Annotated in this window: 27 protein-coding genes and 1 pseudogene; 17 read left to right on the forward strand and 11 right to left on the reverse strand. The window is 68.1% G+C overall.

The features are described from left to right. Positions 1-20 precede the first annotated feature (20 nt). The 5 genes from EV648_RS31560 to EV648_RS31580 all read left to right on the forward strand — a co-directional run bounded on the left by EV648_RS31560 (position 21) and on the right by EV648_RS31580 (position 5,032). Positions 21-1,112 carry an amidohydrolase family protein gene (locus tag EV648_RS31560; protein WP_132298777.1) on the forward strand — a complete coding sequence of 364 codons (1,092 nt, stop codon included), beginning with the start codon at positions 21-23 and terminating at the stop codon, positions 1,110-1,112. 227 nt (positions 1,113-1,339) lie between these two features. Beyond that, on the forward strand, positions 1,340-2,704 hold the full coding sequence (locus tag EV648_RS31565) for an N-acetylmuramoyl-L-alanine amidase (protein ID WP_241995779.1): 1,365 nt from the start codon (positions 1,340-1,342) through the stop codon (positions 2,702-2,704). A gap of 159 nt (positions 2,705-2,863) precedes the next feature. Then, positions 2,864-4,096, forward strand: coding sequence for a sensor histidine kinase (locus EV648_RS31570; RefSeq protein ID WP_132298779.1), 1,233 nt, complete (start codon positions 2,864-2,866; stop codon positions 4,094-4,096). After that, positions 4,087-4,725, forward strand: a complete 639-nt coding sequence (locus EV648_RS31575) for a response regulator transcription factor (RefSeq protein ID WP_132298780.1) — start codon at positions 4,087-4,089, stop codon at positions 4,723-4,725. The genes EV648_RS31570 and EV648_RS31575 overlap by 10 nt, the downstream gene beginning before the upstream one ends. Before the next feature lie 130 nt (positions 4,726-4,855). Further along, positions 4,856-5,032 (forward strand): trypsin-like serine protease, encoded by a 177-nt coding sequence (locus EV648_RS31580; protein WP_241995781.1) that lies wholly within the window; start codon positions 4,856-4,858, stop codon positions 5,030-5,032. Here the strand turns inward: EV648_RS31580 and EV648_RS31585 are convergent. The 3 genes from EV648_RS31585 to EV648_RS31595 all read right to left on the reverse strand — a co-directional run bounded on the left by EV648_RS31585 (position 4,974) and on the right by EV648_RS31595 (position 7,510). Then, positions 4,974-5,759: a M23 family metallopeptidase gene (locus tag EV648_RS31585; protein WP_241995782.1), complete on the reverse strand. Its 786-nt coding sequence runs from the start codon at positions 5,757-5,759 to the stop codon at positions 4,974-4,976. The genes EV648_RS31580 and EV648_RS31585 overlap by 59 nt on opposite strands. A 160-nt stretch (positions 5,760-5,919) precedes the next feature. After that, positions 5,920-7,272: a flotillin family protein gene (locus EV648_RS31590; protein ID WP_132298781.1), complete on the reverse strand. Its 1,353-nt coding sequence runs from the start codon at positions 7,270-7,272 to the stop codon at positions 5,920-5,922. A gap of 43 nt (positions 7,273-7,315) precedes the next feature. After that, positions 7,316-7,510, reverse strand: coding sequence for a hypothetical protein (locus EV648_RS31595; RefSeq protein ID WP_132191471.1), 195 nt, complete (start codon positions 7,508-7,510; stop codon positions 7,316-7,318). A 110-nt stretch (positions 7,511-7,620) separates the two neighbouring features. Between EV648_RS31595 and EV648_RS31600 the strand changes: the two genes are divergently transcribed. Continuing rightward, a complete protein-coding gene (locus EV648_RS31600; RefSeq protein WP_132298782.1) occupies positions 7,621-8,271 on the forward strand; it encodes a maleylpyruvate isomerase family mycothiol-dependent enzyme in 651 nt (216 codons plus the stop codon). Positions 8,272-8,275: 4 nt separating this feature from the next. On the opposite strand, the gene EV648_RS31605 is transcribed toward EV648_RS31600, so the two are convergent. From EV648_RS31605 to EV648_RS31620, 4 genes are all read right to left on the reverse strand, one after another. Further along, on the reverse strand, positions 8,276-9,094 hold the full coding sequence (locus tag EV648_RS31605) for a carbohydrate ABC transporter permease (RefSeq protein ID WP_132191591.1): 819 nt from the start codon (positions 9,092-9,094) through the stop codon (positions 8,276-8,278). Positions 9,095-9,165: 71 nt separating this feature from the next. Next, complete coding sequence (locus EV648_RS31610) at positions 9,166-10,098, reverse strand: carbohydrate ABC transporter permease (RefSeq protein WP_132191473.1); 933 nt, start codon at positions 10,096-10,098, stop codon at positions 9,166-9,168. Beyond that, positions 10,095-11,381 (reverse strand): ABC transporter substrate-binding protein, encoded by a 1,287-nt coding sequence (locus EV648_RS31615; RefSeq protein ID WP_132298783.1) that lies wholly within the window; start codon positions 11,379-11,381, stop codon positions 10,095-10,097. Before EV648_RS31615 ends, EV648_RS31610 begins: the two co-directional genes overlap by 4 nt. Before the next feature lie 4 nt (positions 11,382-11,385). Continuing rightward, entirely contained in the window at positions 11,386-12,375 is a 990-nt protein-coding gene (locus EV648_RS31620; protein WP_132298784.1) for a carbohydrate kinase family protein, read from the reverse strand. A gap of 125 nt (positions 12,376-12,500) precedes the next feature. Between EV648_RS31620 and EV648_RS31625 the strand changes: the two genes are divergently transcribed. The 11 genes and pseudogenes from EV648_RS31625 (at position 12,501) to EV648_RS31675 (ending at position 20,838) form a co-directional block, all read left to right on the forward strand. Continuing rightward, positions 12,501-13,253, forward strand: a complete 753-nt coding sequence (locus EV648_RS31625; RefSeq protein ID WP_132298785.1) for a DeoR/GlpR family DNA-binding transcription regulator — start codon at positions 12,501-12,503, stop codon at positions 13,251-13,253. Then, positions 13,250-14,596, forward strand: coding sequence for a 6-phospho-beta-glucosidase (locus tag EV648_RS31630; RefSeq protein WP_132298786.1), 1,347 nt, complete (start codon positions 13,250-13,252; stop codon positions 14,594-14,596). The genes EV648_RS31625 and EV648_RS31630 overlap by 4 nt, the downstream gene beginning before the upstream one ends. A 283-nt stretch (positions 14,597-14,879) precedes the next feature. After that, positions 14,880-15,317, forward strand: a pseudogene (gene rpsP, locus EV648_RS31635) (30S ribosomal protein S16); the annotation flags it as partial. A 164-nt stretch (positions 15,318-15,481) separates the two neighbouring features. Beyond that, the gene (locus tag EV648_RS31640) at positions 15,482-15,733 is read left to right on the forward strand and encodes an RNA-binding protein (protein ID WP_132191592.1); all 252 of its coding nucleotides are present in this window, start codon (positions 15,482-15,484) and stop codon (positions 15,731-15,733) included. A gap of 146 nt (positions 15,734-15,879) precedes the next feature. Then, the gene (gene rimM, locus EV648_RS31645; RefSeq protein ID WP_132191479.1) at positions 15,880-16,437 is read left to right on the forward strand and encodes a ribosome maturation factor RimM; all 558 of its coding nucleotides are present in this window, start codon (positions 15,880-15,882) and stop codon (positions 16,435-16,437) included. Then, complete coding sequence (trmD, locus tag EV648_RS31650; RefSeq protein WP_132298788.1) at positions 16,437-17,657, forward strand: tRNA (guanosine(37)-N1)-methyltransferase TrmD; 1,221 nt, start codon at positions 16,437-16,439, stop codon at positions 17,655-17,657. Before rimM ends, trmD begins: the two co-directional genes overlap by 1 nt. Positions 17,658-17,811: 154 nt before the next feature. Beyond that, positions 17,812-18,171: a 50S ribosomal protein L19 gene (gene rplS / locus EV648_RS31655; RefSeq protein WP_132298789.1), complete on the forward strand. Its 360-nt coding sequence runs from the start codon at positions 17,812-17,814 to the stop codon at positions 18,169-18,171. A 137-nt stretch (positions 18,172-18,308) separates the two neighbouring features. Then, positions 18,309-18,938 carry a signal peptidase I gene (lepB, locus tag EV648_RS31660; protein ID WP_241995783.1) on the forward strand — a complete coding sequence of 210 codons (630 nt, stop codon included), beginning with the start codon at positions 18,309-18,311 and terminating at the stop codon, positions 18,936-18,938. Continuing rightward, a complete protein-coding gene (gene lepB / locus EV648_RS31665; protein ID WP_132298791.1) occupies positions 18,935-19,699 on the forward strand; it encodes a signal peptidase I in 765 nt (254 codons plus the stop codon). Before lepB (EV648_RS31660) ends, lepB (EV648_RS31665) begins: the two co-directional genes overlap by 4 nt. Before the next feature lie 40 nt (positions 19,700-19,739). Then, entirely contained in the window at positions 19,740-20,438 is a 699-nt protein-coding gene (locus EV648_RS31670; protein ID WP_132298792.1) for a ribonuclease HII, read from the forward strand. 76 nt (positions 20,439-20,514) lie between these two features. Next, positions 20,515-20,838 carry a DUF2469 domain-containing protein gene (locus EV648_RS31675; RefSeq protein WP_077012708.1) on the forward strand — a complete coding sequence of 108 codons (324 nt, stop codon included), beginning with the start codon at positions 20,515-20,517 and terminating at the stop codon, positions 20,836-20,838. Positions 20,839-20,857: 19 nt separating this feature from the next. Here the strand turns inward: EV648_RS31675 and dprA are convergent, their stop codons facing one another. The 4 genes from dprA to EV648_RS31695 form a co-directional block, all read right to left on the reverse strand. Further along, a complete protein-coding gene (gene dprA, locus EV648_RS31680; protein WP_241995784.1) occupies positions 20,858-21,967 on the reverse strand; it encodes a DNA-processing protein DprA in 1,110 nt (369 codons plus the stop codon). A gap of 254 nt (positions 21,968-22,221) precedes the next feature. Next, positions 22,222-23,799 carry a YifB family Mg chelatase-like AAA ATPase gene (locus EV648_RS31685; protein WP_132298794.1) on the reverse strand — a complete coding sequence of 526 codons (1,578 nt, stop codon included), beginning with the start codon at positions 23,797-23,799 and terminating at the stop codon, positions 22,222-22,224. Then, positions 23,799-24,155 carry a YraN family protein gene (locus tag EV648_RS31690; protein WP_132298795.1) on the reverse strand — a complete coding sequence of 119 codons (357 nt, stop codon included), beginning with the start codon at positions 24,153-24,155 and terminating at the stop codon, positions 23,799-23,801. The genes EV648_RS31685 and EV648_RS31690 overlap by 1 nt, the downstream gene beginning before the upstream one ends. Positions 24,156-24,257: 102 nt before the next feature. Then, entirely contained in the window at positions 24,258-25,874 is a 1,617-nt protein-coding gene (locus EV648_RS31695) for an APC family permease (protein WP_132298796.1), read from the reverse strand. Positions 25,875-26,003: the final 129 nt, after the last annotated feature.

A 26,003-nucleotide genomic window follows, 5' to 3' on the forward strand; every position in this document is an offset into this window, starting at 1 on the left:
CTACGGTTACGGTCGGCGGTATGACCGAAACCGGTGTACTACGGCTCGCCGGCACGGTCCTGCCGGCCGGGGAGCAGCAGGAGATCCACCTCAGCGGCGGGCTGGTCATCGACCGGCCCGCCGCTGCTGACGTCACCACCGTCAGTACCGGCGGCTGGATCGTGCCCGGCCTGGTGGACGCCCACTGCCACATCGGCCTCGACCAGCGCGGCGCCGTCGACCGCGACGTGCAGGAGCAGCAGGCGATTGCAGACCGGAGCGCCGGCGCGCTGCTGGTCCGCGACGCCGGGTCCGCCGCCGACACCCGCTGGATCGACGACCGCGAGGACCTCCCGAAGATCATCCGCGCAGGCAGGCACATCGCCCGCTCGAAGCGGTACATCCGCAACTACGGCTGGGAGATCGAGCCGGAGGAACTGGTCGCGTACGTCGAGCAGGAGGCTCGCCGGGGTGACGGGTGGGTCAAGCTGGTCGGCGACTGGATCGACCGGGACGCGGGCGACCTGACCCCGTGCTGGCCGGCCGACGCGTTGAACGCCGCGATCGCCCGGGCCCACGAACTCGGCGCCAGGGTCACCGCGCACGTCTTCGGCGAGCACGCCCTGCCGGATCTCCTTGCCGCCGGCATCGACTGCATCGAGCACGGCACCGGGTTGCTGCCCGACATGCTCGACCAGATGGCGGCGAACGGCGTCGCCGTGGTCCCGACGATCATCCAGCTCGAGAACTTCCCGGCGTACGCCGACCAGGCCGCGGCCAAGTTCCCCGTGTACGCCGACCACATGCGCGACCTGTACAACCGCCGCCAGGACACCCTGCGCTCGGCGGTGGAGGCCGGAGTTCCGGTCTTCGCGGGCACGGACGCGGGGGGCGTCCTCGGGCACGGCCTGATCGCCGAGGAGATCCAGGCCCTCACCACCATCGGCCTGAACGGCGAGCAAGCTCTCGCGGCCGGCTCCTGGTCAGCCCGCGAGTGGCTCGGCGTCCCCGGCGAACTCCTCCCCGGCACCTCCGCCGACCTCGTCGTCTACCCCGAAGACCCCCGCAAGAATCCGGCTGTCCTCTCTCACCCGACACACATCGTGCTCCGCGGCCGCGTCCTCGCGCCCTGATCCCAGCTGGGTGGCATCATCACTCCAGAGTGAGCGAACAATTCCGGATTGTGACGGGAAATATTCACGTAACTACTGGTCCGGGCGGAAGATATTGCCCTAGCGTGAGCTGCACCCGCCGACGCCCCTCGGTGGGACGGACGCCGCGGGAGGCGCGGCGGACGTCGCAAGGGAAGGAACGAACCCTCATGGGTAAGACCGCCCGAGTGCCCAGAAGAGTGCCCAGAATGACCGCGGTGCTGGCCGCCGCAGCCGCCGGAGCGATCGCGTTGAGCGGAGCGCTCCCCAGCAACGCCGCCCCACCATCGGAATCGGCCGGCTCGACCGGTTCGGCTGTGCCTGGCGAACTCGCCAAGGCGTTCCAGGCTGCCGCCGACTCCTACGACGTACCCCGTGAGGTGCTGGTCGGCATCGGGTACGCCGAGTCGCACCTCGACGGCCACGACGGCCGGCCCAGCCAGTCCAACGGCTATGGCGTGATGCACCTGGCCAGCAACCCTCAGAACCCGACCATGTCCGAGGCGAACAAGCTGACCGGGTTGCCGGTCGAGCAACTCGCCAAGGACTCCACGGCGAACATCACCGGCGCCGCCGCCGTACTCGACTCGTACGCCGACCAGACCGGACTGGCGGGATCCGCTCGCCAGGACCTGGCCAAGTGGTACACCGTGATCGCCAAGTACTCGCACTCCGCCGACGCTCCGACCGGCCGGCTCTACACAGACGAGGTCTACAAGATCATCGGCGCCGGAGTCGGGGCCGAAGGGGTCACCACCGACCCGAAGCCGGTGCAGCCGCAGCGGGGCGCGTACGAGAAGGTGGCCCCGCTCGGCACCCGGACGCCGGCCTCGATCCAGGCGGCCGACTACCCGGGCGCGATCTGGAACGCTGCCTGCACCTGCAACTACCGGGTCGGCCGGACCGCGGCGATCAGCACGATCGTCATCCACGTGACCCAGGGGTCGTACGCCGGCACCATCAGCTGGTTCAAGAACCCGTCCGCGCAGGTCAGCGCGCACTACGTGGTCCGGTCCAGCGACGGGCAGATCACCCAGATGGTGGCCGAGAAGGACACCGCCTGGCACGCCCGGGACGCCAACCCGTACTCGGTCGGGATCGAGCACGAGGGCTTCGTCGACCAGCCGTCGTGGTTCACCGACGCGATGTACCGCGCGTCCGCCGCGCTGACCAGGAACATCGCCGAGCGCCGCGGCATCCCGAAGGACCGCGCGCACATCAAGGGTCACTCCGAGGTGCCCGGCAACGACCACACCGATCCAGGCCCCAACTGGAACTGGACCTACTACATGCAGCTGGTCAACGGCGGCAGCCCGAACCCGCCGACGTACAACTTCACCACCTACGGCAGCGGCGTACGGGTCCGGTCGGACGCGAAGCTGACCGCCTCGATCGTCACCACGCTGCCCGGCCCGACCCAGGTCTTCGTCATCTGCCAGAAGCAGGGCGACCCGGTGACGGCTGAAGGCACCACCAGCAACTGGTGGTCGAAGCTGCGTGACCAGGGCGGCTACATGACCAACATCTACATCGACCACCCGGCCGCCCAGCTCCCAGGCGTGCCTATCTGTTAGCAGGAGGGACAGGCAGGTCCGGGCCGTCATGGACCCCGGACCTGCTCTCTGAAGTCGTACGATCCAGTAGGCGCCCGGTGAAGAGTAGAGCCTGCTGTACCGACGGTGGAGGGTCCGTTGTCGGAGGATCATGGTGACGACGACGGAGAGGCTCCAGCGATGCTCACGAAGATCCTCGACCGGGGATGGCCGGCCTGCCTGTACCTGCTGGTCAGGTACCTGATCGGCATCACCCTGTTGGCGGCGATCCCGATCAGCCTGCTGCTGAGCTGGGCGATCCCCGGCATCACCGCGGGGCTGGTGCAGCTGGCGAACAGCGAGCGGGCCAAGGCCACGAAGTACCTCGGGCTGCCGGCGGAGCCGCCGCTGCCGAAGGCCGCCAAGCGCAGGCCCGGCGACGTGGTGACGCTGGTCCGCGACCGGTCCTTCCGGCGCAGCCTGCGGCTGTTGCTGATGGCGCTCGTGGCCATCCCGGAGCTCATTATCGCGATCACCGCCATCTTCGCGGTGCCCGCGGCACTCGTCGGGATGGTGCTGTGGGAGCTGGCGCCGGGGCAGTTCTCGCTGATGGGCCTCGACGTCGACAGCTGGCTCGACGCCCTCATCCTCGGCCCGCTCCAAGTGATTGTCGGCCTGGCCGTCATGGGCTGGGTTGCTCCTGCCTTAGCCTCAGCACATGCTCGCGGCTTCCGTAGCCTGCTGGCACCCAGTGCAGGCGAGCTGGAGACAGCCAGGCTTTCCCAGCGAGTCGAGGAGCTCACCCGTAGCAGGGCCGGCGCGGTGGACTCCCACGGCGCCGAACTGAGACGGATCGAGCGCGACCTCCACGACGGAACCCAGGCCCAGTTGGTCTCGCTGGCCATGCGGATCGGTATTGCCAAGCAGACGATGGCCGAGGATCCGGAGAAGGCCGCCAAGCTCCTCGACGATGCCCGGGACGGCGCCGAGCAGGCCATGACCGAGCTACGTGGCGTTCTGCGAACCATGTACCCGCCGATCCTCGCAGACCGCGGTTTGACCGGCGCGGTGTCCGCACTGTGCGCCCGCTGCCCAATCCCCGTCGAACTCCGCGTCGGCGACCTGGGCGCTGTCCCTGCCGCAGTAGAGGCCGCTGCGTACTTCGTCGTGGCCGAGTCCCTCACCAACATCACCAAGCACTCGGCGGCCGGCCACGTCGACGTACTGCTGGAGCGGCGGGGTTCGGAGCTCTACCTGGCGGTTACGGATGACGGCATCGGGGGAGCCCGCGTCGGCGAGCAGTCGGACCTGCTGGGCCGGGGGAGCGGCCTGTATGGCATGCTGCACCGCGTGGAGGCGATCGATGGGCACATGGAACTGCGCAGCCCCATCGGTGGACCTACGACAGTCGAGGTGATCCTGCCGTGCGAGTAGTGATCCTCGAGGACAACCCGATCCTCGCCGAGGGCCTCGGCCTGCTGCTGAACAACTCCGGCTTCGAGGTGGTAGCCGTCGCCGGCGACGCGGATGAGTTCGCCAAGGCCGTCGCGGAGCACGACCCCGACATCACGGTGGTCGACGTACGCCTGCCGCCCACCTTCACCGACGAGGGCCTCCGCGCCGCCATCGAGGCCCGCCGGGTCCGCCCGGGACTCCCCGTCCTCGTCTTCTCGCAGTACGTCGAGGAGGTGTACGCCGCGGAACTCCTGGCCGCGGGGAGCGAAGGCGTCGGCTATCTGCTCAAGGACCGGGTGTCCCGCGTCGACGAGTTCCTGGAGGCCGTACGCCGGGTCGCGGCCGGGGGGACCGTGCTGGATCCCGAGGTGGTCAGCCAGTTGATGGTGAAGCGGAGCAACCCGCTGGAACGGCTGACGCCCCGCGAGCACGAGGTGCTCGCCCTGATGGCAGAGGGCCTCGGCAACGCCGCGATCGCCGAGAAGCTGGTGATCAGCGAAGGCGCGGTGCACAAACACGTCGGCAACGTCTTCCTCAAGCTCGACCTGCCCCCGACGGACTCCGGTCATCGCCGAGTCCTCGCCGTCCTGGCCCACCTCGGACTCTGACCGCTCTGGGTCAGCGCCGCAGCTCTGACCTAGCTGCTGTGCTTGTAGCGAGCTCGGCTCAAAGCCGAGTCCGCGGCCGCCACAGCGTCGTGGTTCAACATCCAAGCAGGCAAGCGATCCCTAGCGGTCGATGCCTTCGTCAACAAGGTCTCGAAGGGCCGGCGACTCGGGTGGTTCGTTCATCACCGGCGACCAGGCCCAGGGAGTCACCTCGGGTGGCTGGGGCAACTGCAGCAGTGGAGGTCAGGTCAGCAGACGGGGACTCCTGGGAGTTGCGCCGCTGGATGGTCGATGTAGATGTTGGTGATGAAGCCGCCCTGGTCGCGCAGCTTGGACCACCAGTTGTTCGTGTAGCCCTCGGCCGTCACGGTGTCGCCCTGCTTCTGGCAGGTCACCCAGACCGAGGTCGGCCCGGCCAGCGTGGTCACGACGGCCGCGTTCAGCCGGGCATCGGCCCGGACCCGGATGCCCGAACCCCAGGTCATGAAGGCGCCACCGGTGCCGCCGCCACAGCCGTTGTCGCTGGTCAGGTAGTACTGGTTGTACGAGCCCGGATAGGGCAGGCCGGAGCCGTTGATGACGATGTTCTGGCCGACGCCGTTGAGCAGTTGCTCGTAGTGGATGTGCGGGCCGGACGAGTTGCCGGTGCTGCCGGTGACGCCGATCTGCTGCCCCTGCGCGACTTGGGCGCCGTTGGCAACGGAGTACGAGGAGAGGTGGAAGTAGTAGGTCTTCCAGCCGCCACCGTGCTCGATGGCGATGTAGTTGCCGGCGCCGCTGGGCTGCGAGAACCGGTACGCCGTACCCGCGGCGGACGCGAGTACCGGCGTTCCGTTGGTGGTTCCGCCGTCGGCGCGGACGAAGTCGAGAGCGCGACGGACCTCGGCCGAGTGGTGGCTGTAGGTCCAGCGTTGGCCACAGGGGAACGGGGCCTTGAAGTTCGGCGCGGCCTGCGCCTCGGTCGGTACCGCCACCAAAGTGGCGGCACCGACGAGAAGCGAGGCCAGGACAGCGATGAATCGTCTGAGCGGCACGATGATCAGTCCTTCGTGGCGACCGGTCACGGATGGTGAAGCCCGTGACGCTTGGAGTGATGGCACTCAAGCTAGCGCAGCTTCCGTGACTTAGGAACTGATCATCTGGGTGAATCGTTAGTGATTAACTTGTGGTCGAAAGGCTTCCCAGAACAGGGCGTCAGGCCCGCGCGTCCTCGTTCGGTACGGCCTCGAGGGTCGGGGTCTTGCCGTTGCTGCCGAGCGAGTCGATCAGCTGCTTGGCCAGGGCGAAGCCGGAGCCGCCCATCGTGATCGTCTTGACCAGGGTGTCCTCGATGCCCTGGGCACCGTTCAGCACCACCATGTTGCCGACCTTCTCGAACGAGCTCGCGGCCGCGCGGACGATCTCCGGGTAGGCCTCGGCCAGCTGCTGCGCGACGACCGCGTCGGTGTTCGTGGCCAGCGCCTCGGCGCGCGCCTTGATACCGGCCGCCTCCGCCATCGCCTTCGCCTGGACCGCGAGCGCCTCGGCCTTACCGTTCAGCTCGGTCGCCTTCGCCTGCGCCTCACCGCGCAGGGTGACCTCGCGGGCCTGGGCCTCGGCGGCCGCGATCTGCGCGTCGCGGGCGGCCTGGGCCAGCGTGCGCTGCTTGTACGCCTCGGCGTCGGCCGGCTTCAGCACCGACGACTCCAACTGCTTCTCGGCCAGCGAGGCATTCAGCTTCGCGGTCTCGGTCTCGGCTACCACTACCTCCTGGCGGGCGAGTGCCTCGGCCAGCGGGCCGGACTGCGACGCCTTCGAGTTCGCCTGGTCGACCTCGGCCTGGTAGCCGGCCTGCGCGATCGAGCTCTGCCTTACTGCGGCGGCCTTGGCCGCGGCGGCGACCTGCTCGCGCTCGGTGGCCTCGCGGTCCCGCTCGGCCTGCGCGATCCGGGCGGCCGCCTCGACGGCGGCGGCCTGCGGACGGCCGAGGTTCTTGATGTAGCCGGACTCGTCGTCGATCTCCTGGATCTGCAGCGAGTCGACCACCAGGCCGAGCTTCTCCATGTCGCCGGCCAGCGAGCCGCGGATGTTCGTGGTCAGCGTCTCCCGGTCGTGCAGCATCTCCTCGACCGTGGTGGAGCCGACGATCGCGCGCAGGTGGCCCGCGAACAACTCGTGGATGGTGCCCATCACCTGCTCGTCGCTCTGCTCCAGGAACCGCCGGGCCGCGTTCGCGATCGAGCCGTAGTCGTCGCCGACCTTGTACGCCGTGACTCCCTTGATGTGCAGGGGAATTCCCTGGCTGGAGACACAGGTGACCGTCAACGGAGTCGCCCGGATGTCGAGCGGCAGGCGCCGTACGGTCTGGAAGCCGGGCAGTACCGCGGTACCGCGGCCGACCACGATCTTGAAGCCGAGGGTCTCGTTGATCTGCTCCTGGCTGGAGTGCGCGCCGAGCCCGGAGATGATCAGGGCCTCGTTCGGCTCCGCCACCCGCCAGACCATCCGGAACAGGATCAGGAGGACCACCAGCGCGACGGCGCCGATGATCAGGTACGTCCAGAGCATTTCCCCTCCAGGGAACGTGGAACAGTAGGGTGAAGGGCGGAGATCAGATGGCGCGGGCGACGTAGACCGTGCGGGGTGGATCGAACTCGACCACCACGATCGGTGTGCCCACCTCGATCACCTCGTCGGCCGCGGGGTAAGCGTAGAAGGCCTCGGTGGCACCGCGGACCGGCAGCATCACCTCGCCGACGATTCCCGGTGCGATCCGGCCGATCACGCGCCCTCGTTTGCCAACCATGACGCCCCCTCCGACGTTGCCCTGCCGCTACCGGTTCCGCACCCTACCGGCTAGCTCGGCCAGCTTCCGGGCTCTACCTGGGTAGAGGGAAGTCGTGTCACACTCCGGCCATGGCTGAACTGCAGTCACTGATCCGTGCGGAGCGGCTGGCGCTGATCGAGTTCCTCGAGACTCTCGAACCTGCCGAGTGGGAGACCCGATCCCTGTGCGGCGCCTGGACGGTGCAGGCCGTCGCGGCGCACCTCGCCTGGGCGCCGGCCATGCCGGTGACCGAGACGTTGGCGTCGCTGGCCAGGTCGGGGTTCCGGTTGAACAAGGCAAGCGCCGAGATGGCGGTGCGCTGGGCGCACCGCGGGCCGGCTGCGATCCTGGACCAGTTGCGCGCGAACGCCGCGAACGGGGCGAAGCCGGTGGGAGTGCCGATGGATGCGGTGCTGGTCGACGCCGTCGTCCATGCCCTCGACATCCGGCTCCCGCTGGGACGGCCACGACCGGTGCCTGCCGAAGCTTTCCGGATCGTGGCGGACTTCTCCATGACGACCAAGTGGCCGATGACGATCTCGGTCGGCGGCAGCGCTCGGAAGAGACTCGACGGTCTGCGACTGGTTGCCGACGGCTACGACTGGTCCTCGGGCGACGGCCAGGACGTGCACGCCTCCGGCGAGGCCGTGCTGCGGGTGCTGAACGGGCGGCCGGTCGAGCGGGACGAGCTGACCGGCCCCGGCGCCGATCAGCTCTACACCCGTATCAACCGGCGCTGACGGATCAGCCGCGGATGGCGCCTTCGGTGGCTCCCTTGATGAACTGACGCGCGAAGATGATGAAGACCACGATCAGCGGCACCATCGCCATCAGAGCACCGGTCATCACCATGCTGTAGTCGACGCCGTGGCTGCGGTTCAGCGACGACAACGCCACCTGCAGGGTCAGGTGATCGGGGTTGGTCAGCACGATCAACGGCCAGAAGTAGTCGTTCCACGAGGCGACGAAGGTGAAGATCCCGAGGAACGCCAGCGCCGGCCGGGCCGACGGCAGCGCCACGTGCCGGTAGACCCCGAGGAAGCCGCACCCGTCCAGCGTGGCGGCCTCGACCAGTTCGTCGTGGATCGAGTTCTGGAAGTACTGCCGCAGCCAGAAGATGCCGAAGGCATTGGCCGCGGCCGGGATCACCAGCGCCTTCAGTGACCCGACCCAGCCGAACGCCGCCATCGTCTGGAACTGCGGTACCGCGCCGAGCTGGGCAGGCAGCAGCATCGTCGCGAGCAGGATCACGAACAGCGCGTTCCGGCCGGGGAACCGGAACTTGGCGAAGGTGAAGGCGGCCAGCGAGTCGAAGAACAGCACCAGCAGGGTGGTCGAGACGGCCACGATCGCGGTGTTGCCCATCGACTGGAAGAACGCCACGTTCGCGAGCACCTCGCGGACGTTGTCGTCGAACTGCGAGCCGAAGGTGAACTTCGGCGGGAACCGGTAGATGTCGGCCGTCGTGTTGGTCGCCATCACCAGCGTCCAGAAGAACGGGAACAGGCAGAGCAGCCCGGCGATCGCCAGCAACGCGTGCAGCAGCAGCCCGCGCCACTTCACCGGCCGATGCTTCGAAGGTCGGCTCTGCACCGGCTGCTCGTTGCCGGCCGGCGCTGTCTGAGTGACGGCGGTCATTGTCTGCCCCTTCCGCCGAGCAGTTTCCAGTTGATCGCGGTGAACAGCAGCACCAGCATGAAGATGCTCAGGGCAATGGCCGCGGCGTAGCCGTAGTCGTTGGCGCCGAAGGCCTGGTTGTAGAAGTACATGACCACGGTGAGCCCGCTCTGGCCGGTGCCGCCGCTGTTGCCGACCATCACCTGCGGTTCGGTGAAGGTCTGCAGGCCGCCGATGGTCGACATGATCACCGTGAAGAGCACCACCGGGCGCAACTGCGGCAGCGTGATCGAGAAGAAGGTCCGGAACGGCCCGGCCCCGTCGACCTTGGCCGCCTCGTACTGCTCGGTGGGGATCGCCTGCAGTCCGGCCAGGTAGATGATCGTGTTGTAGCCGGTCCACTGCCACACGATCATCGTGGAGATCGCGATCTTGATCCCCCACGGCTGCCCGAGCCAGTCCTCGGTGGGCAGCCCGAGCGCGCGCAGCCCGGCGTTGATCAGCCCGAAGTTGGTGCTGAAGACGGCGGCGAAGAAGATCGCCGCCGCCACCAGCGAGGTGATGTTCGGGATGAAGTAGGCGATCCGGTACACGCCCTTCAGCCGCACCGCCGAGTGCAGCATCACGGCCAGCACCATCGCGATCGCCAGCGTCGGCACGGTCGACATCGCGAACAGCACGACCGTGTTCCACAGGGACAACCAGAACGTGCTGTCCTCCAGCAGGAACCGGAAGTTCTGCAGCCCCACCAGTTGCCGCGCGCCGAGCCCGTCCCACTTCTGGAAAGCGAGCAGGATCGTCGACGCGACCGGGTACAGCCCGAACACCAGGAAGATCAGGTAGAACGGCGACAGCGCCAGATAGAACCGCCAGTACGACCAGATGCTCCGCCTGCGCCCGGGCTTCGCAGTACTGGTCGTCCTGGGTGGCGCGGTCGCGGTCAGGGTCACTGCACGCCCTGACGCTTGCCGATCTGCTTCGCCTTCGAGACGGCCTCAGCCCAGGCCGCGTCCGACGCCTTCTTGCCCGCCTGGACCAGCTTCAGGCCGTCGGTGAACGGCGCGGCGACCGCGGTGTCGAGCGGCGCCTCGTACGCGATCGGGATGTCCTTCGCGGCCGGCCCGAAGACCTCGATCGGCACTTGGCCGCCGAAGAACGGGTCCGCCGCCTTCAGCTGGGGCTTGTCGTAGGCCGCCGGGGCGGACGGGAAGATCTGCGCGTCGGCGAAGGCCTTGGCCTGGTTGTCCGCGCTGAGCATGTACTTGATCACCTCGAGCGCGGCGGCCGGATCGGCGGCGTTCTTGGTGATGGTCAGGAACGAGCCGCCGAAGTTCGCCGGGCCGCTCGGGGTCGGGGCGACCCGCCACTTCCCGACGCTGGTCTTGCAGGCGGCCTTGATGTCCAGGGCGACCCAGGCCGCGCCGGTCACGGTCGGCACCGTGCCCTGGTCGAGGCCGGCGTTCCAGTCCGGCGTACCGCCGAGCGTCTTGCCGTCGACGCCGGTGGTGATCGCCTTCACCGCGGTGTCCCAGGCCTTCCGGATGTGGTCCTGGTCGCCGATGAACTTGTTGTCCTTGTCGATGTAGCGCTCGGTGCCCTGGTTGACGATCGTGCCGTACATGTCGGTGGCGTCGGCAACGATCAGCGCCTTCGGGTTGGACTTCTTCAGCTCCAGCCCGGCGGCCAGGAAGTCGTCCCAGGTCTTCAGCTGCTCGGCCACCTTGGCGGGATCACCAGGCAGCCCGCCGACGGTGAAGACGTCCTCGCGGTAGAACAGCGCGGTCGGGCCGATGTCGATCGGGATGCCGATCACCTTGCCGTCCAGCGTGGTGGCCTGCTTGACCTTCCACCCCAGGTAGTCGCCCAGGAAGGAGTCGGCGCCGATCGTCTTCAGGTCGACGAAGCGGTCGGCCTGCGGCAGCAGCGAGGCGATGTCCTCACCCTTCACGCCGGTGATGTCGGGGATGCTGGTGCCGCCGTTGAGAGTGGTGACCAGCTTCTGCTTGAAGTCGCCGCCGATCTCGGAGTACTTGATGTGCTGGTCGGGGAAGTGCGCGATGGTGTCGTCCAGGACCGTCTTGCCCAGGCCGCCCGGCCAGCACCACAGCGCGATGTTGCCGGTGGCGTTCTTCTTGGTCGATCCCGTGTCCATGCTGGACGAACAGCCGACAACAGTGCTGCCGAGCATGGCTGCGAAGCCCCCGGCGAGCAGCGTCCGACGTGAGAGCTCCATGGTTCTACCTTCCTGACTGGTCGCGCTGGGGTGCGCTTCCGGTGTGCGCGCTGATCAGCGCGGCAAGGGATTGATCTTCTGGATGGTGCTGCTGCCATGCGGCCAGGTCGGCCCAGCGAGGCGCCGCGTCGGCGCCACCGAGCCGGGTCACGGAGAGCGCCGCCGTGAGCGCGGCGAACCGCACGCGCTCGGCCAGTGGCAGCTCCCACAACGTGGCCGCGATGAACCCGGCGGCGAACACATCACCCGCCCCGGTGGTGTCCGCCGCCTGGACTGGGAAAGCCGGTACTGCGACGCGCTCGCCGGTGCGGGCGTCCATCGCCAGGGCTCCGTTCGCCCCGTCTGACACGACGACTACCGGGACCTTGGTCGCCAGTCGCTCGAGCGCGTCGCCCGGGGACGTAGTACGGGTGTAGCTCATCGCCTCGCCGGCGTTCGGCAGGAACACGTCGCAGTGCTCCAGCTGGTCGAGCACAGCCGGGTCCCACTGTTCCGAGGGATCCCAGCCGACGTCGGCGAACACCACGCTGCCGGCCGCCTTCGCCTTCGCGAGCCACTCGTTCGGCCAGGGACCGATGTGAGCGGCGACGGCGCGAGCGGCCGGCGGCGTGGTGAGAAGCTCGTCGGCTGACAGCGGGGGAGGGGTACCCCGGGTGACCAGTGCCCGGTCGTTGTCATAGGCAAGGGCCACCGTGAGGGGGGTCTGCCAGCCGTCGAGCTTGCGGGAGAGGGTCAGATCGATGCCCTCGTCCTGGGTCAGCTTGTCCCAGAGACGGTGGCCGAGGTCGTCCGCGCCGAAGGCCGCGACGAGTCCGGTGCGCAGGCCCAGCCGGGCCAGCGCGACCGCGAAGTTGGCGATCCCGCCCGGGCTCTCGGCCGAGTCCGACGCCCAGACCTCGGTACCGGGCTGCGGTGCGGTGGGCAGGCCGAGGACGAGGTCGTGGAACACCAGGCCGGACACGACCACGTCCAGTGGCGTGTCTCGATCGCTCATGGTCAGCACACTCCTGCAGGGTCGCTCAAACTCGTGCAGACAGTGTGGAACGGATGCGCAAAGTACGCAATACCCCTGCAGAGTTGTGATCGAGTGTGGCGTAGTTTGCGTGATACGGTCTTTCCGTGTTGCCAAAGCAGCGGCAGGATCAGATCGTCCGCGCGCTTCGGGCCGACGGGGCCGGGGGTGTGAAGGTGCTGGCTGCCCAACTGGGGGTCAGCGAGGCGACGATCCGGCGCGACCTCGAGCAGTTGCACGAGCAGGGCCGGCTGACCCGCGTGTACGGCGGTGCGCTGGCTGTCGATGGTGGCGACGAACCCTTCGCCGAGGTCAGCGCGGTACGGGCCGATGAGAAGGACAAGATCGCGCGGCGGGCTGCTGCCCTGGTCAGCGACGGTCAGTCCGTGCTGCTCGACATCGGGACCACCGCGCTCCGGCTCGCGCAGCATCTGCACGGGCGGTCGTTGACCGTGGTGACGAGCAACCTCGCCGTACTGGAGGAGTTGCAGAACGACGAGCAGATCGAACTGATCATCCTGGGCGGCTTCGTCCGGCGCAGCTACCGGTCTCTCGTCGGATACCTGACCGAGGAGAGCCTGCGGCAGATCCACGTCGACTGGCTGTTCCTCGGGACCAGTGGGATTCGCCCCGACGGGCGGGTGATGGACAGCACGATGATCGAGGTACCGGTGAAGCGGGCGATGATCAAGGCTGCCGACCGGGTGGTGCTGCTGGCCGACGCGACCAAGTTCCCCGGCCACGGTGTCGCCAAGGTGTGCGAGCCGTCCGAGCTTTCAATGGTGGTGACCGAGCCCGGCGCCGACGAGGCGACCCGGGCGCAGATGGAGGAGGCAGGGGTGCAGGTGGTGCTCACGTGAGACTGACCATCCTCGGCGGCGGGGGATTCCGGGTGCCGCTCGTATACCAGGCCCTGCTGGGGGATCGCGGCGATGGCCGGATCACCTCGGTCGTGCTCTACGACACCGACCGCTCCCGGCTGGCGTCGATCGGTTCCGTACTCCGGCAGCAGGCCGACCTGGCTCCGGGCGCTGCCCCGGTGGTGACGGAGACGACCGATCTCGACGAGGCCCTGCGGGGTGCGGACTTCGTCTTCTCCGCGATCCGGGTGGGTGGACTCGAGGGGCGCACGATCGACGAACGCGTCGCGCTCGACCTCGGCGTACTCGGTCAGGAGACAGTCGGCGCGGGCGGCATCGCGTACGGGTTGCGCACGTTGCCGGTGGCAACGGCCATCGCCCAGCGGGTGGCTGCGGTGGCTCCCGAGGCCTGGGTCATCAACTTCACCAACCCGGCCGGCATGGTGACCGAGGCGATGATCCCGTACCTGGGCGACCGGGTGATCGGGATCTGCGACTCTCCCTCCGGGCTCGGGCGACGGGCCGCGCTGGCCCTCGGGCTGGACGCGTCGCAGGTGTTCTACGACTACGCGGGGCTGAATCACCTTGGCTGGTTGCGAGGGCTGCAGTCGGGTGGTGTCGATCACCTGCCGGCGTTGCTCGCGGACTCGGCGGCGCTCGCGGACTTCGAGGAGGGCCGGCTCTTCGGGGTGGAGTGGCTGCGCTCGCTCGGGTCGATCCCGAACGAGTACCTGCACTACTACTACTTCGCGCGGGAGACCTTGGCGGCCGTGCAGACCGTCGAGCAGACGCGTGGCACGTTCCTGCTGGAGCAGCAGTCCGCCTTCTACGCGGAGACCGCCCGGCACCCGTCAGCCGCCCTGGAGCTGTGGCAGAAGACCCGGGCCGAGCGCGAGTCGACGTACATGGTCGAGAGTCGCGCGGTCGCCGAGGCGGGGGAGCGGGACGAGCGGGACATGTCCGCGGGTGGCTATGAGCAGGTCGCGCTGTCGTTGATGCGGGCGATAGCCCACAACGAACGCGCCTCGCTCATCCTCAACGTGCGGAACCGCGGCACCCTCCGGCATCTGGATGACGACGCCGTCGTCGAGATCCCGTGCACGGTCGACGCGAACGGCGCCCGGCCGGTGGACGTGTCCCAGCTCACCGACCACCAGGCCGGCCTGGTCTGCGCTGTCAAGGCCGTCGAACGCTCCACCATCGAAGCCGCCGCGACCGGCTCCCGAGCCGCCGCCATCCGAGCCTTCGCCTGGCACCCCCTGATCGACTCGGTCACGGCCGCCCACCAGCTCCTCGACGGCTATGTCGACCACCTCCCCGACCTCGCCCCCTTCCGCTCCTGAGGCCGCGAAGTGGTGAGTTGTCACTCACTCGTGGATCCGCGTTGCCGGTAATCGCTTGCCGGCCCCCTCGATCCACGACTGGGCGCCACTCGCTCCTCCCCGGGGGAGTGGAATTGGTTCGGGGTGGGGGGATCTGGCAGAATGGCGGGCTGAGTCCGTCTGGATCGCGTGCAGCCCTCTAACTCCACGTCCCATGGCGGCCCATCCGAGTGGCTGCTCGTTGTCCCCACGACGCCGGTTGCTGCTCAACCAGACATGAAATCCCGAGGGAGACCCCACAAACGTGGCAGTCAAGATCCGTTTGAAGCGCATCGGCAAGAAGCGTGCGCCGCACTACCGCATCGTCGTGATGGACGCCCGCACCAAGCGTGACGGCCGCGCCATCGAGGAGATCGGCAAGTACAACCCGAAGACCGAGCCGTCGTTCATCCACGTCGAGTCGGACCGGGCGCAGTACTGGCTGGGCGTCGGCGCGCAGCCGACCGAGGCCGTCGAGGCGATCTTCAAGGCCAGCGGTGACTGGCAGAAGTTCAAGGGCCTGGAGGCCCCGGCGCCGCTGCGGGTCAAGGAGCCGAAGCGTGACAAGCAGGAGATCTTCAACGAGGCCCTCGCCGAGGCGCACGGCACCGTGAAGACCGACGCCGTCACGACCAAGAAGGCCGCCGCCAAGAAGGCTGAGCCGAAGGCCGAGAAGAAGGCCGACGCCGCCAAGGACGACGCCCCCAAGGACGAGGCTCCCAAGGACGAGGCTCCCAAGGACGAGGCTCCCAAGGACGAGGCTCCCAAGGACGAGGCCGCCAAGGTCGAGGCGAATGCTGACGAGGCTCCGGCCGCCGACGCTCCCGCCGCCGAGGCGCCGGCCGACGACGCCAAGGCCTGACCATGATGGAGACCGAGGCGCTCGAGCACCTGGTCCGAGGCATCGTGGACAACCCTGACGACGTCAGCGTCCGGTCCCGCAACCTGCGGCGCGGACGCACCCTCGAGGTGCACGTGCACCCCGACGACATCGGCAAGGTGATCGGCCGCAACGGCCGGACGGCGACCGCGATCCGTACCGTGGTCGGGGCGCTCAGCTCCGAGGCGTCGGTCCGGATCGACTTCGTCGACGAGTTCAACCGGCGCCCGCGCCGCTGAGCCCGAACAGTCCCTGAAGGGCCGTACCCACACCCTGGGTGCGGCCCTTCACTGCTATACCGACACTGTGCAACAGGTGGGCCCCGTTCGGGCCCGGTTCAAGTAGGGCCCGCTGCGGGCTCACGGTCAGAAGGTAGGAACTTGCGGTGCTGGTGATCGTCGGCCGGATCGGCCGGGCCCACGGGATCAAGGGCGAGGTTGGCCTGGATGTGCGGACGGACGAGCCGGACCGCCGGTTCGCCGACGGCGCGAAGCTCGTCACGACCGAGAAGACCCCGCGCACCCTCACGGTCGACGCCAGTCGCTGGCACAGCGGCCGCCTGCTGGTGAAGTTCGCCGAGGCGCCGGACCGGACCGCCGCGGAACTCTTGCGCAACCTGGAGCTCCAGGCCGAGATCGACGAGGACGAGCGCCCGGAGGACCCGGAGGAGTACTACGACCGCGAGCTGATCGGCCTGAAGGTCCGGACCACCGAGGGCGTGGAAGCGGGCGAGGTGATCGACGTGGTGCACCTGCCGTCGCAGGACCTGCTGGAGATCCGCCGCCCGGCCGGCAACGCAGTACTGGTCCCACTGGTTGAGGAACTGGTCCCGGAGATCGACCTGGCCACGCAGTATGTCGTAGTGGCCGACCGGCCCGGTCTGCTCGACCCGGAGGGCGCAGAGGTGGTCGCGACGGAGCCCGCCCAGGGAGCTGGCGACTGATGAGGCTGGACGTCGTCTCGATCTTCCCGGAGTACCTGGCCGCGCTGGACGTGAGCCTGGTCGGCAAGGCGGCCAAGAGCGGTCTGTTGGACGTTCGGGTGCACGACCTGCGCGAGTGGACTCATGACCGCCACCGGACCGTCGACGACACCCCGTACGGCGGCGGCGCGGGCATGGTGATGAAGCCCGAGCCGTGGGGTGAGGCGCTGGACGACGTCGCCCCGGCCGATGGTCCCTCGCAGCCGCGGCTGATCGTGCCGACGCCTGCTGGTAGGCCGTTCACCCAGGCCCTTGCGTATGAGCTTGCCGCTGAGCCTTGGCTGACCTTCGCCTGCGGGCGGTACGAGGGCATCGACGCGCGGGTGGCGGAGCATGCTGCCGAGCGGATGCGGGTGGACGAGGTCTCCATCGGGGACTACGTGCTCAATGGCGGCGAGGTCGCAGTACTGGTCATGGTGGAGGCTATTGCCCGGCTGCTGCCCGGTGTGATCGGCAACCCGGAGTCCCTGGCCGAGGAGTCCCACTCGGGCGACGGCCTGCTGGAGTACCCGGTCTACACGAAGCCCACCTCCTGGCGCGGCCACGAGGTCCCGGAGGTCCTGCTGTCGGGCAACCACGCGCTGATCGCCAAGTGGCGCCACGACGAGTCCGTACGCCGTACCGCCGAGCGCCGGCCGGATCTCCTGGCGGCCTGGGGTGCCACCGTGGGTCACAAGGCCGACGTCGTGGAGCGCAAGGAGGACGCCGCGCTGCTGGCGAAGGTGCTGCCCGCGAGCGAGGCCGACGCCGGGGAGATCAACACCCTGCAGCGTGCGGCGTACCTGACCGAGGGCCAGGCATACGCGGACCTGACCATCCCGCCGCTGCAGGAGGAACTCGCGGGCACGATCGAGCGGATCGCCCAAGGCGGGGTGTGGAAGGCGATGGTCGGCGCCCGGGTCGTGGGATCCGTCCAGGTGGTCGTAGAAGGCGAGGTGGCCCGGATCGGCCGGTTGATGGTGGCGCCCGATTGGCAGGGCCGTGGCATCGGGAAGAAGCTGCTCCGGGTCGCGGAGCAGACCGCGCCCGCCGAGGTCACGCGGTACGAGCTGTCCACGGGTGCGGAGAGTGACCGCAACCTGCAGCTGTACCGGAATACCGGTTACCGAGAGGTAAGTAGGGAGCAACAGACTGCGAAAGTGGAGCTGGTGCTCCTGATGAAGCGGCGACGGCGACGCTGATTTCGTTGCGGCCATGCCGGTGTGGCAAACTTGGTCGCTGTTGCCGTTCGGTGCTCCTGCCACAGGGGGTGACCACCGATCGGCGACATCTATGACTCCTCACCATTCGAGCATTCGTGGGTGACCTGTGGCACGCGCGAGGAAGAGACACCTGATGAGCAACGTCCTGAACGAGCTCGACAACGCGAGCAAGCGCGACGACATCCCCGCCTTCCGGGCCGGTGACACCGTCAAGGTGCACGTCAAGGTCGTCGAAGGCAACCGGTCCCGCGTCCAGGTGTTCCAGGGTGTCGTGATCCGGCGCCAGGGTGGTGGCCTGCAGGAGACCTTCACGGTCCGCAAGGTCAGCTTCGGCGTCGGCGTCGAGCGGACCTTCCCGATGCACACCCCGATCGTCGACAAGGTCGAGGTCGTGACCCGCGGCGATGTGCGCCGCGCGAAGCTGTACTACCTGCGCGAGCTGCGCGGCAAGGCAGCCAAGATCAAGGAGAAGCGGGACGTTCCGGCCTCCTGATCGTCTAGTTACGACGGTCAAGTATGGCGCCGAGCACTGCGACTCGCGCTCGCCCGGTCGCCAGGAGGGCACGTCGCAGTAAAGGACGGCACCGCAGGCTCAAGCAGCGGAACCCGCTGCTGAGCCTGCTGACCGAGATGACCACCGTGACTGTGCTCGCGCTGGTCATCACGGTCGTCCTGCGGCTCTTCGTCGCCGAGGCCTTTTATGTGCCGTCGGAGTCGATGTACGACACGCTCACGACGAACGACCGGATCCTGGCCGAGAAGGTCAGCTATCTGCACCGCGACGTCGACCGTGGCGACATCATCGTCTTCAAGGACCCCAGCAACTGGCTGAACGAGGAACAGCAGGTCCCCGGCCCCTTCCGGCGGGTCGGCGAGTTCGTCGGTATCCTGCCGCGCAGCGGTGAGGGTCACCTGGTCAAGCGGGTGATCGGCATCGGCGGCGACAAGGTGGTCTGCTGCGACCGGTCCGGGCGGATCACCGTGAACAAGATCCCGCTGGACGAGCAGGAGTACCTGCTGAAGGACGCCAAGCCCTCGAACCAGACGTTCAGCGTGGTCGTACCGCCCGGTCACCTGTGGGTGATGGGCGACAACCGGGCCGAATCCGCCGACTCCCGTGCGCACATGGGTGGCCCCGGTGGAGGGTTCGTGCCGGTCGAGAACGTGGTTGGCCGTGCCTGTTGCGTAATCTGGCCGTCTGACCGGATGACGATGCTGCGTCCTCCGGAAACCTTCAAGAAGCCGGGGCTGAAGAAGTGACTGAGACACCGACAGCGACGAAAGAGAATCCACCCCACCGCTCGGGGCTCGCGGCCGCCGCTCGCGAGTTTGTGCTGATCGTGGTCGGTGCTCTCATCGTCTCGTCGATCCTGCGGGCCTTCGTCGGCCAGATGTTCATCATCCCGAGCGAGTCGATGCAGAACACCCTGCTGGTCGGCGACCGGGTGGTGGTCGAGAAGCTGACCGACGTGGAGCGCGGCGACGTGGTCGTCTTCGAGGATCCGGGCGGCTGGCTCGGCGAGGAGGAGAGCGGCCAGAAGCGCGGTTCGGTGGGCCGGTTCTTCGAGATCGTCGGCCTGCTGCCGGACTCCAGCCACGGTCACCTGATCAAGCGCCTGATCGGCATGCCCGGTGACAAGGTCGCCTGCTGTGACGCCAAGGGCCGCCTGATGGTGAACGGGCAGCCGCTGGACGAGGGAAGCTACCTGTATCCGGGTGACGCCCCGTCGGCGATGGAGTTCCAGGTCACGGTCCCAGCGGGCCGTGTTTTCGTGATGGGTGACCACCGGTCCGAGTCGGGCGACTCCCGGGTGCACCTGAGCGACACCAACGCCGATGGCGGCAACCCGGGCGACGCCGCCTTCGTGCCGCTGGACAAGGTCACCGGGCGCGCGGTACTGGTGGTCTGGCCGGCCAGCAACTTCGCCAAGCTCGGTGTCCCCGACACCTTCAAATCCATTCCGGCGCCAGGACCTGCCCCGGACAAACCCTCGATCTCCCTGACGCCACCACCCAAGTGAGCGAGGTACCGGTGCGGAACGAGGCACTACGGAGTCGCGGATGAGCGCACTTCCGCGCGGCATCACCATCCGGCGTGACGCCGGTCTGTACGGCTACGAGCGGGCGCTCCGGCGCGTCGGGCTGGACCCGATCGCCGGTGTGGACGAGGCCGGCCGCGGACCGTGTGCCGGGCCGCTGGTGGCCGCCGCGGTGATCCTGCCGGACGGCAAACGCGGCCAGATCCCCGAACTCGCGGATTCGAAGTTGCTGACGGCGAAGGCACGTGATCGCTGCTACGACGAGATCCGCGAGCGCGCCGTGGCGTGGTCGGTGGTCTCCATCGAGGCCGCCGAGTGCGACCGGCTCGGCATGCACGTCGCCAACGTCGAGGCGCTCCGCCGGGCGCTCTTCCGGCTCGACCTGCGCCCGCAGTACGTGCTGACCGACGGGTTCGGGGTCGACGGGCTCGGCGTGCCGGGACTCGCGATCTGGAAGGGTGACCGGGTGGCCGCCTGCATCGCGGCCGCCTCGGTGATCGCCAAGGTGACCCGGGACCGGATCATGCAGCACTGGCACGAGGTGTACCCGCAGTACGATTTCGCGATTCACAAGGGATACTGCACCCCTGAGCACCAGGCGGCACTGGACGAATACGGCCCGTGTCCACAACATCGAAGGCGGTTCGAGAATGTCCGCCGCAGTATGCGGACCGATATGGGACAGAATGTGACCAGTCCCACCGGAGTGGAGAGCCGATGAGCGAGCGCAGCGAGCGAACAAACAACAGGGCCGCCTTAGCGCTCACGCCGGAGCCGAGCGCTAGCGAGGTGGAGGCGTGAGCGCTGACGACCTCGAGAAGTACGAGACCGATATGGAGCTACAGCTCTATCGGGAGTACAAGGACGTCGTCGGGATCTTCAAGTACGTGGTGGAGACCGAACGGCGCTTCTACCTGTGCAACGCGGTCGACCTGAAGGTCCGCACCGAGGGCGGCGACGTCTACTTCGAGGTGACCATGGCGGACGCCTGGGTCTGGGACGTCTACCGCTCAGCCCGCTTCGTCAAGAACGCCAAGGTCGTCACCTTCCGCGACGTCAACATCGAAGAACTGGCCAAGACCGATCTGGAAGTCCCGAAGGACTCCGACTTCGGCCGCTAACCCACCTACATCCTCAGTGTTAGGGGAGTGTGGTTAGGGCGTGGCGGTGGTTGGGGGAGAGGCGCCAGCCGGGTGGGTGGTATTCGACCAGGTCCAGGTCGGCGAGCGTCTCCAGGCATTCCTGGACGGTGTCGAGATCCAGGCCCGCGGTGGCGGCTATGCGAGTGGGTGGGGCTGGGGTGACGACCGGGACGGCGTCGAGGGTGCGTTGGACGTCGGGGTCGAGGTTGTCTGTGGGAGTGGCGGGGGCGTGGGGGTAGATAGTCAGCCGGGTGCCCAGTGGGGAGATGGCTTCCAATACGTCGGCGACGCTCGTGGCCAGTACGGCGTTGCGCTCGCGGACCAGGAGGTGGACGCCTTCGGACATGCGGGAAGTGATGGGGCCGGGGACGGCGAGAACCGGGCGGCCGCATTGTTCGGCCCAGCCTGCGCTGTTGAGGGCACCGCTACGAACTGCTGCCTCGACAACAACCGTGCCCAGGGTCGTTGCCGCTATCAACCTGTTGCGAGCGAGGAAGCGGAGCTTGGTCGGCGAACAGCCCGGAGGTAGTTCGCTGACGAGTAAGCCATCTGCGGCGATTCGGTCGAACAGGTTCGTGTTGCTCTTCGGGTAGCTGACGTCCACGCCGCAGGCGAGGATCGCGATGGTGATGCCTGACCCGGCTAGTGCTCCTCGGTGAGCGGCAGCGTCGATCCCGTACGCGCCGCCCGAGACCACCGTGGCGCCGTTCTCGGCGAGTCCAGTGGCGAGCTCAGAGGCCGCGTGCTCGCCGTACGACGAACACGCGCGGGCGCCGACCATGGCGACTGAGTTCGCCAAGGCATGGCGGAGGTCGGGTTTGCCGCGGACCCAGAGGCCGAAGGGGACGCCGCCACGCCGGCTCTGCTGGCCGGCATCAGCCAGTACTTCGACCTGCTCGGGCCACTCGTCGTCGCCAGGGATGACGAAGCGAGCGCCTGCCGCCTCGGCGCGCTCCAGATCCCGCTCAGGCCGGACTTCCGCGACCCGAGGGGCCCATCGCTCGAACCTTGGGGCGCTGGTCTTCAGGAGTCGCCAGGCCTCCACCGCGGACAGTTCGGCGAACGTCTCCAGCGCGACGGGGTCACCGGGCTCGATGACGCGCGACAACCCCGCTCGCGCGATTCTCTCCTCGTCCCATTCCGCGCGCCGAGTCTGCGGTTTCGGCGGCTCAACTCCACGCCCACTCCCGCCAGCAACCGATCGTTGCCCACCATCATCGGTAGTCGAGCACTCACGGTCGCCCACCTCGGCACCGCTCGGTTGAGGGAAGTCAGCGGGAGCTATGAACCGAGGGATGGTGGCGGGGGTCAGTTGGGGCTTGGACGGCTTCAGGTGGCTGTTGAGGTGTTCCAGGTTGGTGTTCATGGCGTGGTTTCCCTGATTCGACGGATGTTGGTGAGGGGAGTCAGTGGGGCGCCGCTGCGGAGTTGGAAGGCCTGGTGCGTGAGGTCTGGTGTGGGGCGATCCAGGCCCTCCAGGTCGGCCAAGGTCCAGGCGAGGCGGACCACTCGATCGAAACCGCGGGCTGTCAGGCGGCCGTCGGCGTAGAGGGATTCGAGGGTCTTCTGGCTGGCCACGTCGAGCGGATACTCGCGGCGCATGATCGGGCCAGGGATCTCGCTGTTGAGGATCCAGCCGGTGTTCCGGTATCGGAAGGCTTGCCGTTCACGAGCGGCTTTGACCCGCGCGGCGACTTCTGCGGTGGACTCGGGGCGATCGCCATCGGCCACTCCGCGGGCAGCCGGGAGGATCTGGCGCTGGATGTCGATGCGGTCCTTGATCGGGCCGCTGATCCGCTGGCGGTAGCGGGTGAGGACTTGCGGGGTGCAGTTGCAGATTCCGTTGGGCGTGCCCGATTGACCGCAAGGGCAGGGGTTGGCAGCAAGCACCAGCAGGAATCGGGCCGGGAACTTCGCCACAGCCGCCGAGCGGTGCACCTCGATGAAGCCGGACTCCAGTGGTTGGCGGAGTGTGTCGAGCGTCAGCGGGTGCATCTCGGGGGCTTCGTCGATGAAGAGGATGCCCCGATGAGCGCAGCTGATCGCGCCCGGGCGCGGCACACCCGACCCACCACCGACCAGGCTCGACAGGGAGGCCGTGTGGTGTGGGGCGATGAAGGGTGGGCGAACGACGAGTTCCGCGTCGCTGGTGAGCAGGCCGGCGAGCGAGTGTACTGCAGACACCTCCAACGAGTCGTCCGTGCTGAGGTCCGGCATCAGACCCGCCAGACGCTCGGCGAGCATCGTCTTGCCCGAGCCCGGCGGGCCGTGGAGGAAGATGTGGTGCGCGCCGGCGGCTGCGGCTTCGATGGCACGGCGACCCTCGTGCTGTCCGAGCACGTCGTCGAGATCCACCTCGGGCACCCGGGTCAGCGACTCGGACATAAGACGCGGCTCGGCCCGGGGCGGCGCTTCGTCGGGGATCTCCACGCCGCGGAGCAAGGCGAGCACCTGCCGCAGCGAGCGCACGCCGTACACCTCGATGGACGGCACGAGTTTGGCTTCGGCGGCATTCAGTTCGGGGACGACGATCCGCTCGAAGCCTGAGCGTGAGGCGGCCAGCGTCATCGCGAGGGCGCCGCGGACCTCCCTGATCCTGCCATCGAGGCCGAGCTCGCCGATGATCGCTGTATTGCGCAATCGGTGGCTGTCGACGACGCCACCTGCAGCGAGGAGAGAGCAAGCGATGGCAACGTCGTAATGAGAGCCGGTCTTCGGCAGGGTGGCGGGGGAGAGGCCGATGGTGACCTTGCGGTCGGGGAACTTCTCGCCGCTGTTGACCACGGCGGCGCGGACGCGATCCCTTGCCTCTGACAACGATGCGTCGGGCAGACCGATCAGCGTGGTCTTCGGCAGGCCTTGGGCGATGTCGGCCTCGACCTCGACCAGGTGGCCTTCGAGGCCGACCAGGGCGACGGACCAGGCCTGGGCCAGCGGCATCAGGCCACGCCCCTGACGTGGTCGACGCTCGGGTCGCCACCGCGTGGCAGGAGCACGGCGACGATGTCGATCCGAACCTCGCCCGGCCGCAGATCGTGCTCCTGCAGCCAGCGGCCGACCAGCCGGCGCAGTTTCGCCAGCTTCTTGTAGGTGATGGACTCCAGCGGGCTGCCGTAGTTCAGCCCGCGGCGGGTCTTCACCTCACAGACGACCAGCGCCTCGCCGTCACGGGCGACGATGTCGATCTCGCCCAGCTCGCAGCGCCAGTTGCGCTCGAGGATCGCGAAACCGCACTTCGCGAGATACCTGGCGGCGAGCTCCTCGCCGTACTGCCCGACTGCGTCCTTGGTCCGCATCGATGACCACCTCCGGCTAAGAACATGCCGGGAAAGTCACCGATCTCGGGGCCGACTTCAGAACCTGTGGACAACAGACTCGTCAGCGGTGCCGCGAGAACCTCAGTTGCGCATGTGCTTGCCGCGAGTGGACTTCGGTGGCGTCCGGACAGCGCGAAGTTCGTGGTCGTCCGACTCCGAGCGGTACGCCTGCAGGCCGCCCGTTCCCGGGTCGGTGTCGCCGATGTCGAAGTCCCAGCTGTCCTCGTTCGCCAGGCGGCTGTGCCAGCGGCCGTACAGGCCGTAGATCGCGAGGCCCAGCAGCATCCAGAGGCCGAACTTGGTCCACGTGCTCGTCTTCAGGTTGAGCATCAGCCACAGCGTCGCCGCCAGCGACAGGAGTGGGATGAGCGGCACCATCGGGACGCGGAAACCGCGCTCGAGGTTCGGCTCGGTCCGCCGCAGCGTCAGCACGCCGACCGCGCAGAACGCGAAGCAGAAGAGCGCACCGATGACCAGCAGCTCCTCCAGCTCGAGGACCCCCGGATACAGGGTCAGCGCGATTGCGGCGAAGCCGGCCGCGGCAGCGGCGCGAGCGGGAGAGGAGTAGACCCGGCTGACCCGGCCGAGACTCTTCGGCAGCAGGCCGTCACGGCCCATGTTGAAGAGCACGCGGCTCTGCGCGATCAAGACGACCATGATCACCGTCATCAGGGCTAGCAGCGCCCCGAGATTGACCACCTTGGCGGCCCACCCGACCCCGACCGCGGACATCGCCTCCGACACCGGTGCGGCGCCACCCAGCTGGCCGTACGGCCGCATGCCCACCAGCACCACGGCCATCGCGACGTACAGGATCGTCACGGCGCCGACGCCGAGCAGCATGCCCTGCGGGACCGTCTTGCGCGGGTTCCGGGCGTCCTCGGACGCGGTCGCGATGAGGTCGAAGCCGATGTAGGCGAAGACGATCGAGCTGGCGGCCGTGAAGATGCCCATCAACCCGAAGGAGCCGAAGGACGAGTCCAGGATCCAGCTGAGCAAGGTCGGACTGGCGGTGGCGGGTGCCGGGCGCGCGTCCGGGACGAACGGCCGGTAGTTGTCGAAGTTGATGTGGGTCGCGCCGATGACGACGACCAGCACGATCACCGCGACCTTCGCCAGCACCACGACCGTGAGCACCCGGGCCGAGAGCTTCGTGCCGGTCACGATCAGCGCCGTCAGCACCAGCAGCAGCAGCGGCGCGACCAGGTTGACCTTGGCGTCCGGGCCGAAGAACTGCGCGATCCCTTCGGGAAGGGTGACGCCGAATCCGTCGAGGGTCGCCAGGAAGTACGCGGACCACACTCTGGCCACGATCGCGGCCGCGGTGACGAGTTCGAGCACGAGCGCCCAGCCGACCAGCCAGGCCCACATCTCACCGAAGGTCACGTAGCTGAAGGTGTAAGCGCTACCCGAGACCGGGATCGTCGACGAGAGTTCGGCGTAGCAGGCCGCAGCCAGCACGCACACCACCGCGGCGATCAGGAACGACAAGATCACGGCGGGGCCGGCCACATTGGCAGCCTGCTTACCGCTCAGGCTGAAAATGCCGGACCCGATCATCACACCCAGTCCGAGAACGACTAGGTCGCGACGACCGAACAGACGCGGCAGACGGTGCCGCGCATCCTCGACTCGAGTGAACGCCGACTCGACCGGCAGGCGCCGGCCTACGGTCTGTCCGTTCGCTGAGGGGGCCATGGTCAGGGGTGCCTCCGTTGCTACTAGGGCAATCGGGCCGAACAGTAGTCGACCAGTGGGCTACGGGCCAGACCTCCTCTGTCGAACTCCGCGCGGCTGCTTGCGCCGCCGGGGTCGCTCCCGCATGGT

Origin of the sequence: Kribbella sp. VKM Ac-2568 (genome assembly GCF_004345365.1) — a bacterium.
GTDB classification, from domain to species: Bacteria; Actinomycetota; Actinomycetes; order Propionibacteriales; family Kribbellaceae; genus Kribbella; species Kribbella orskensis.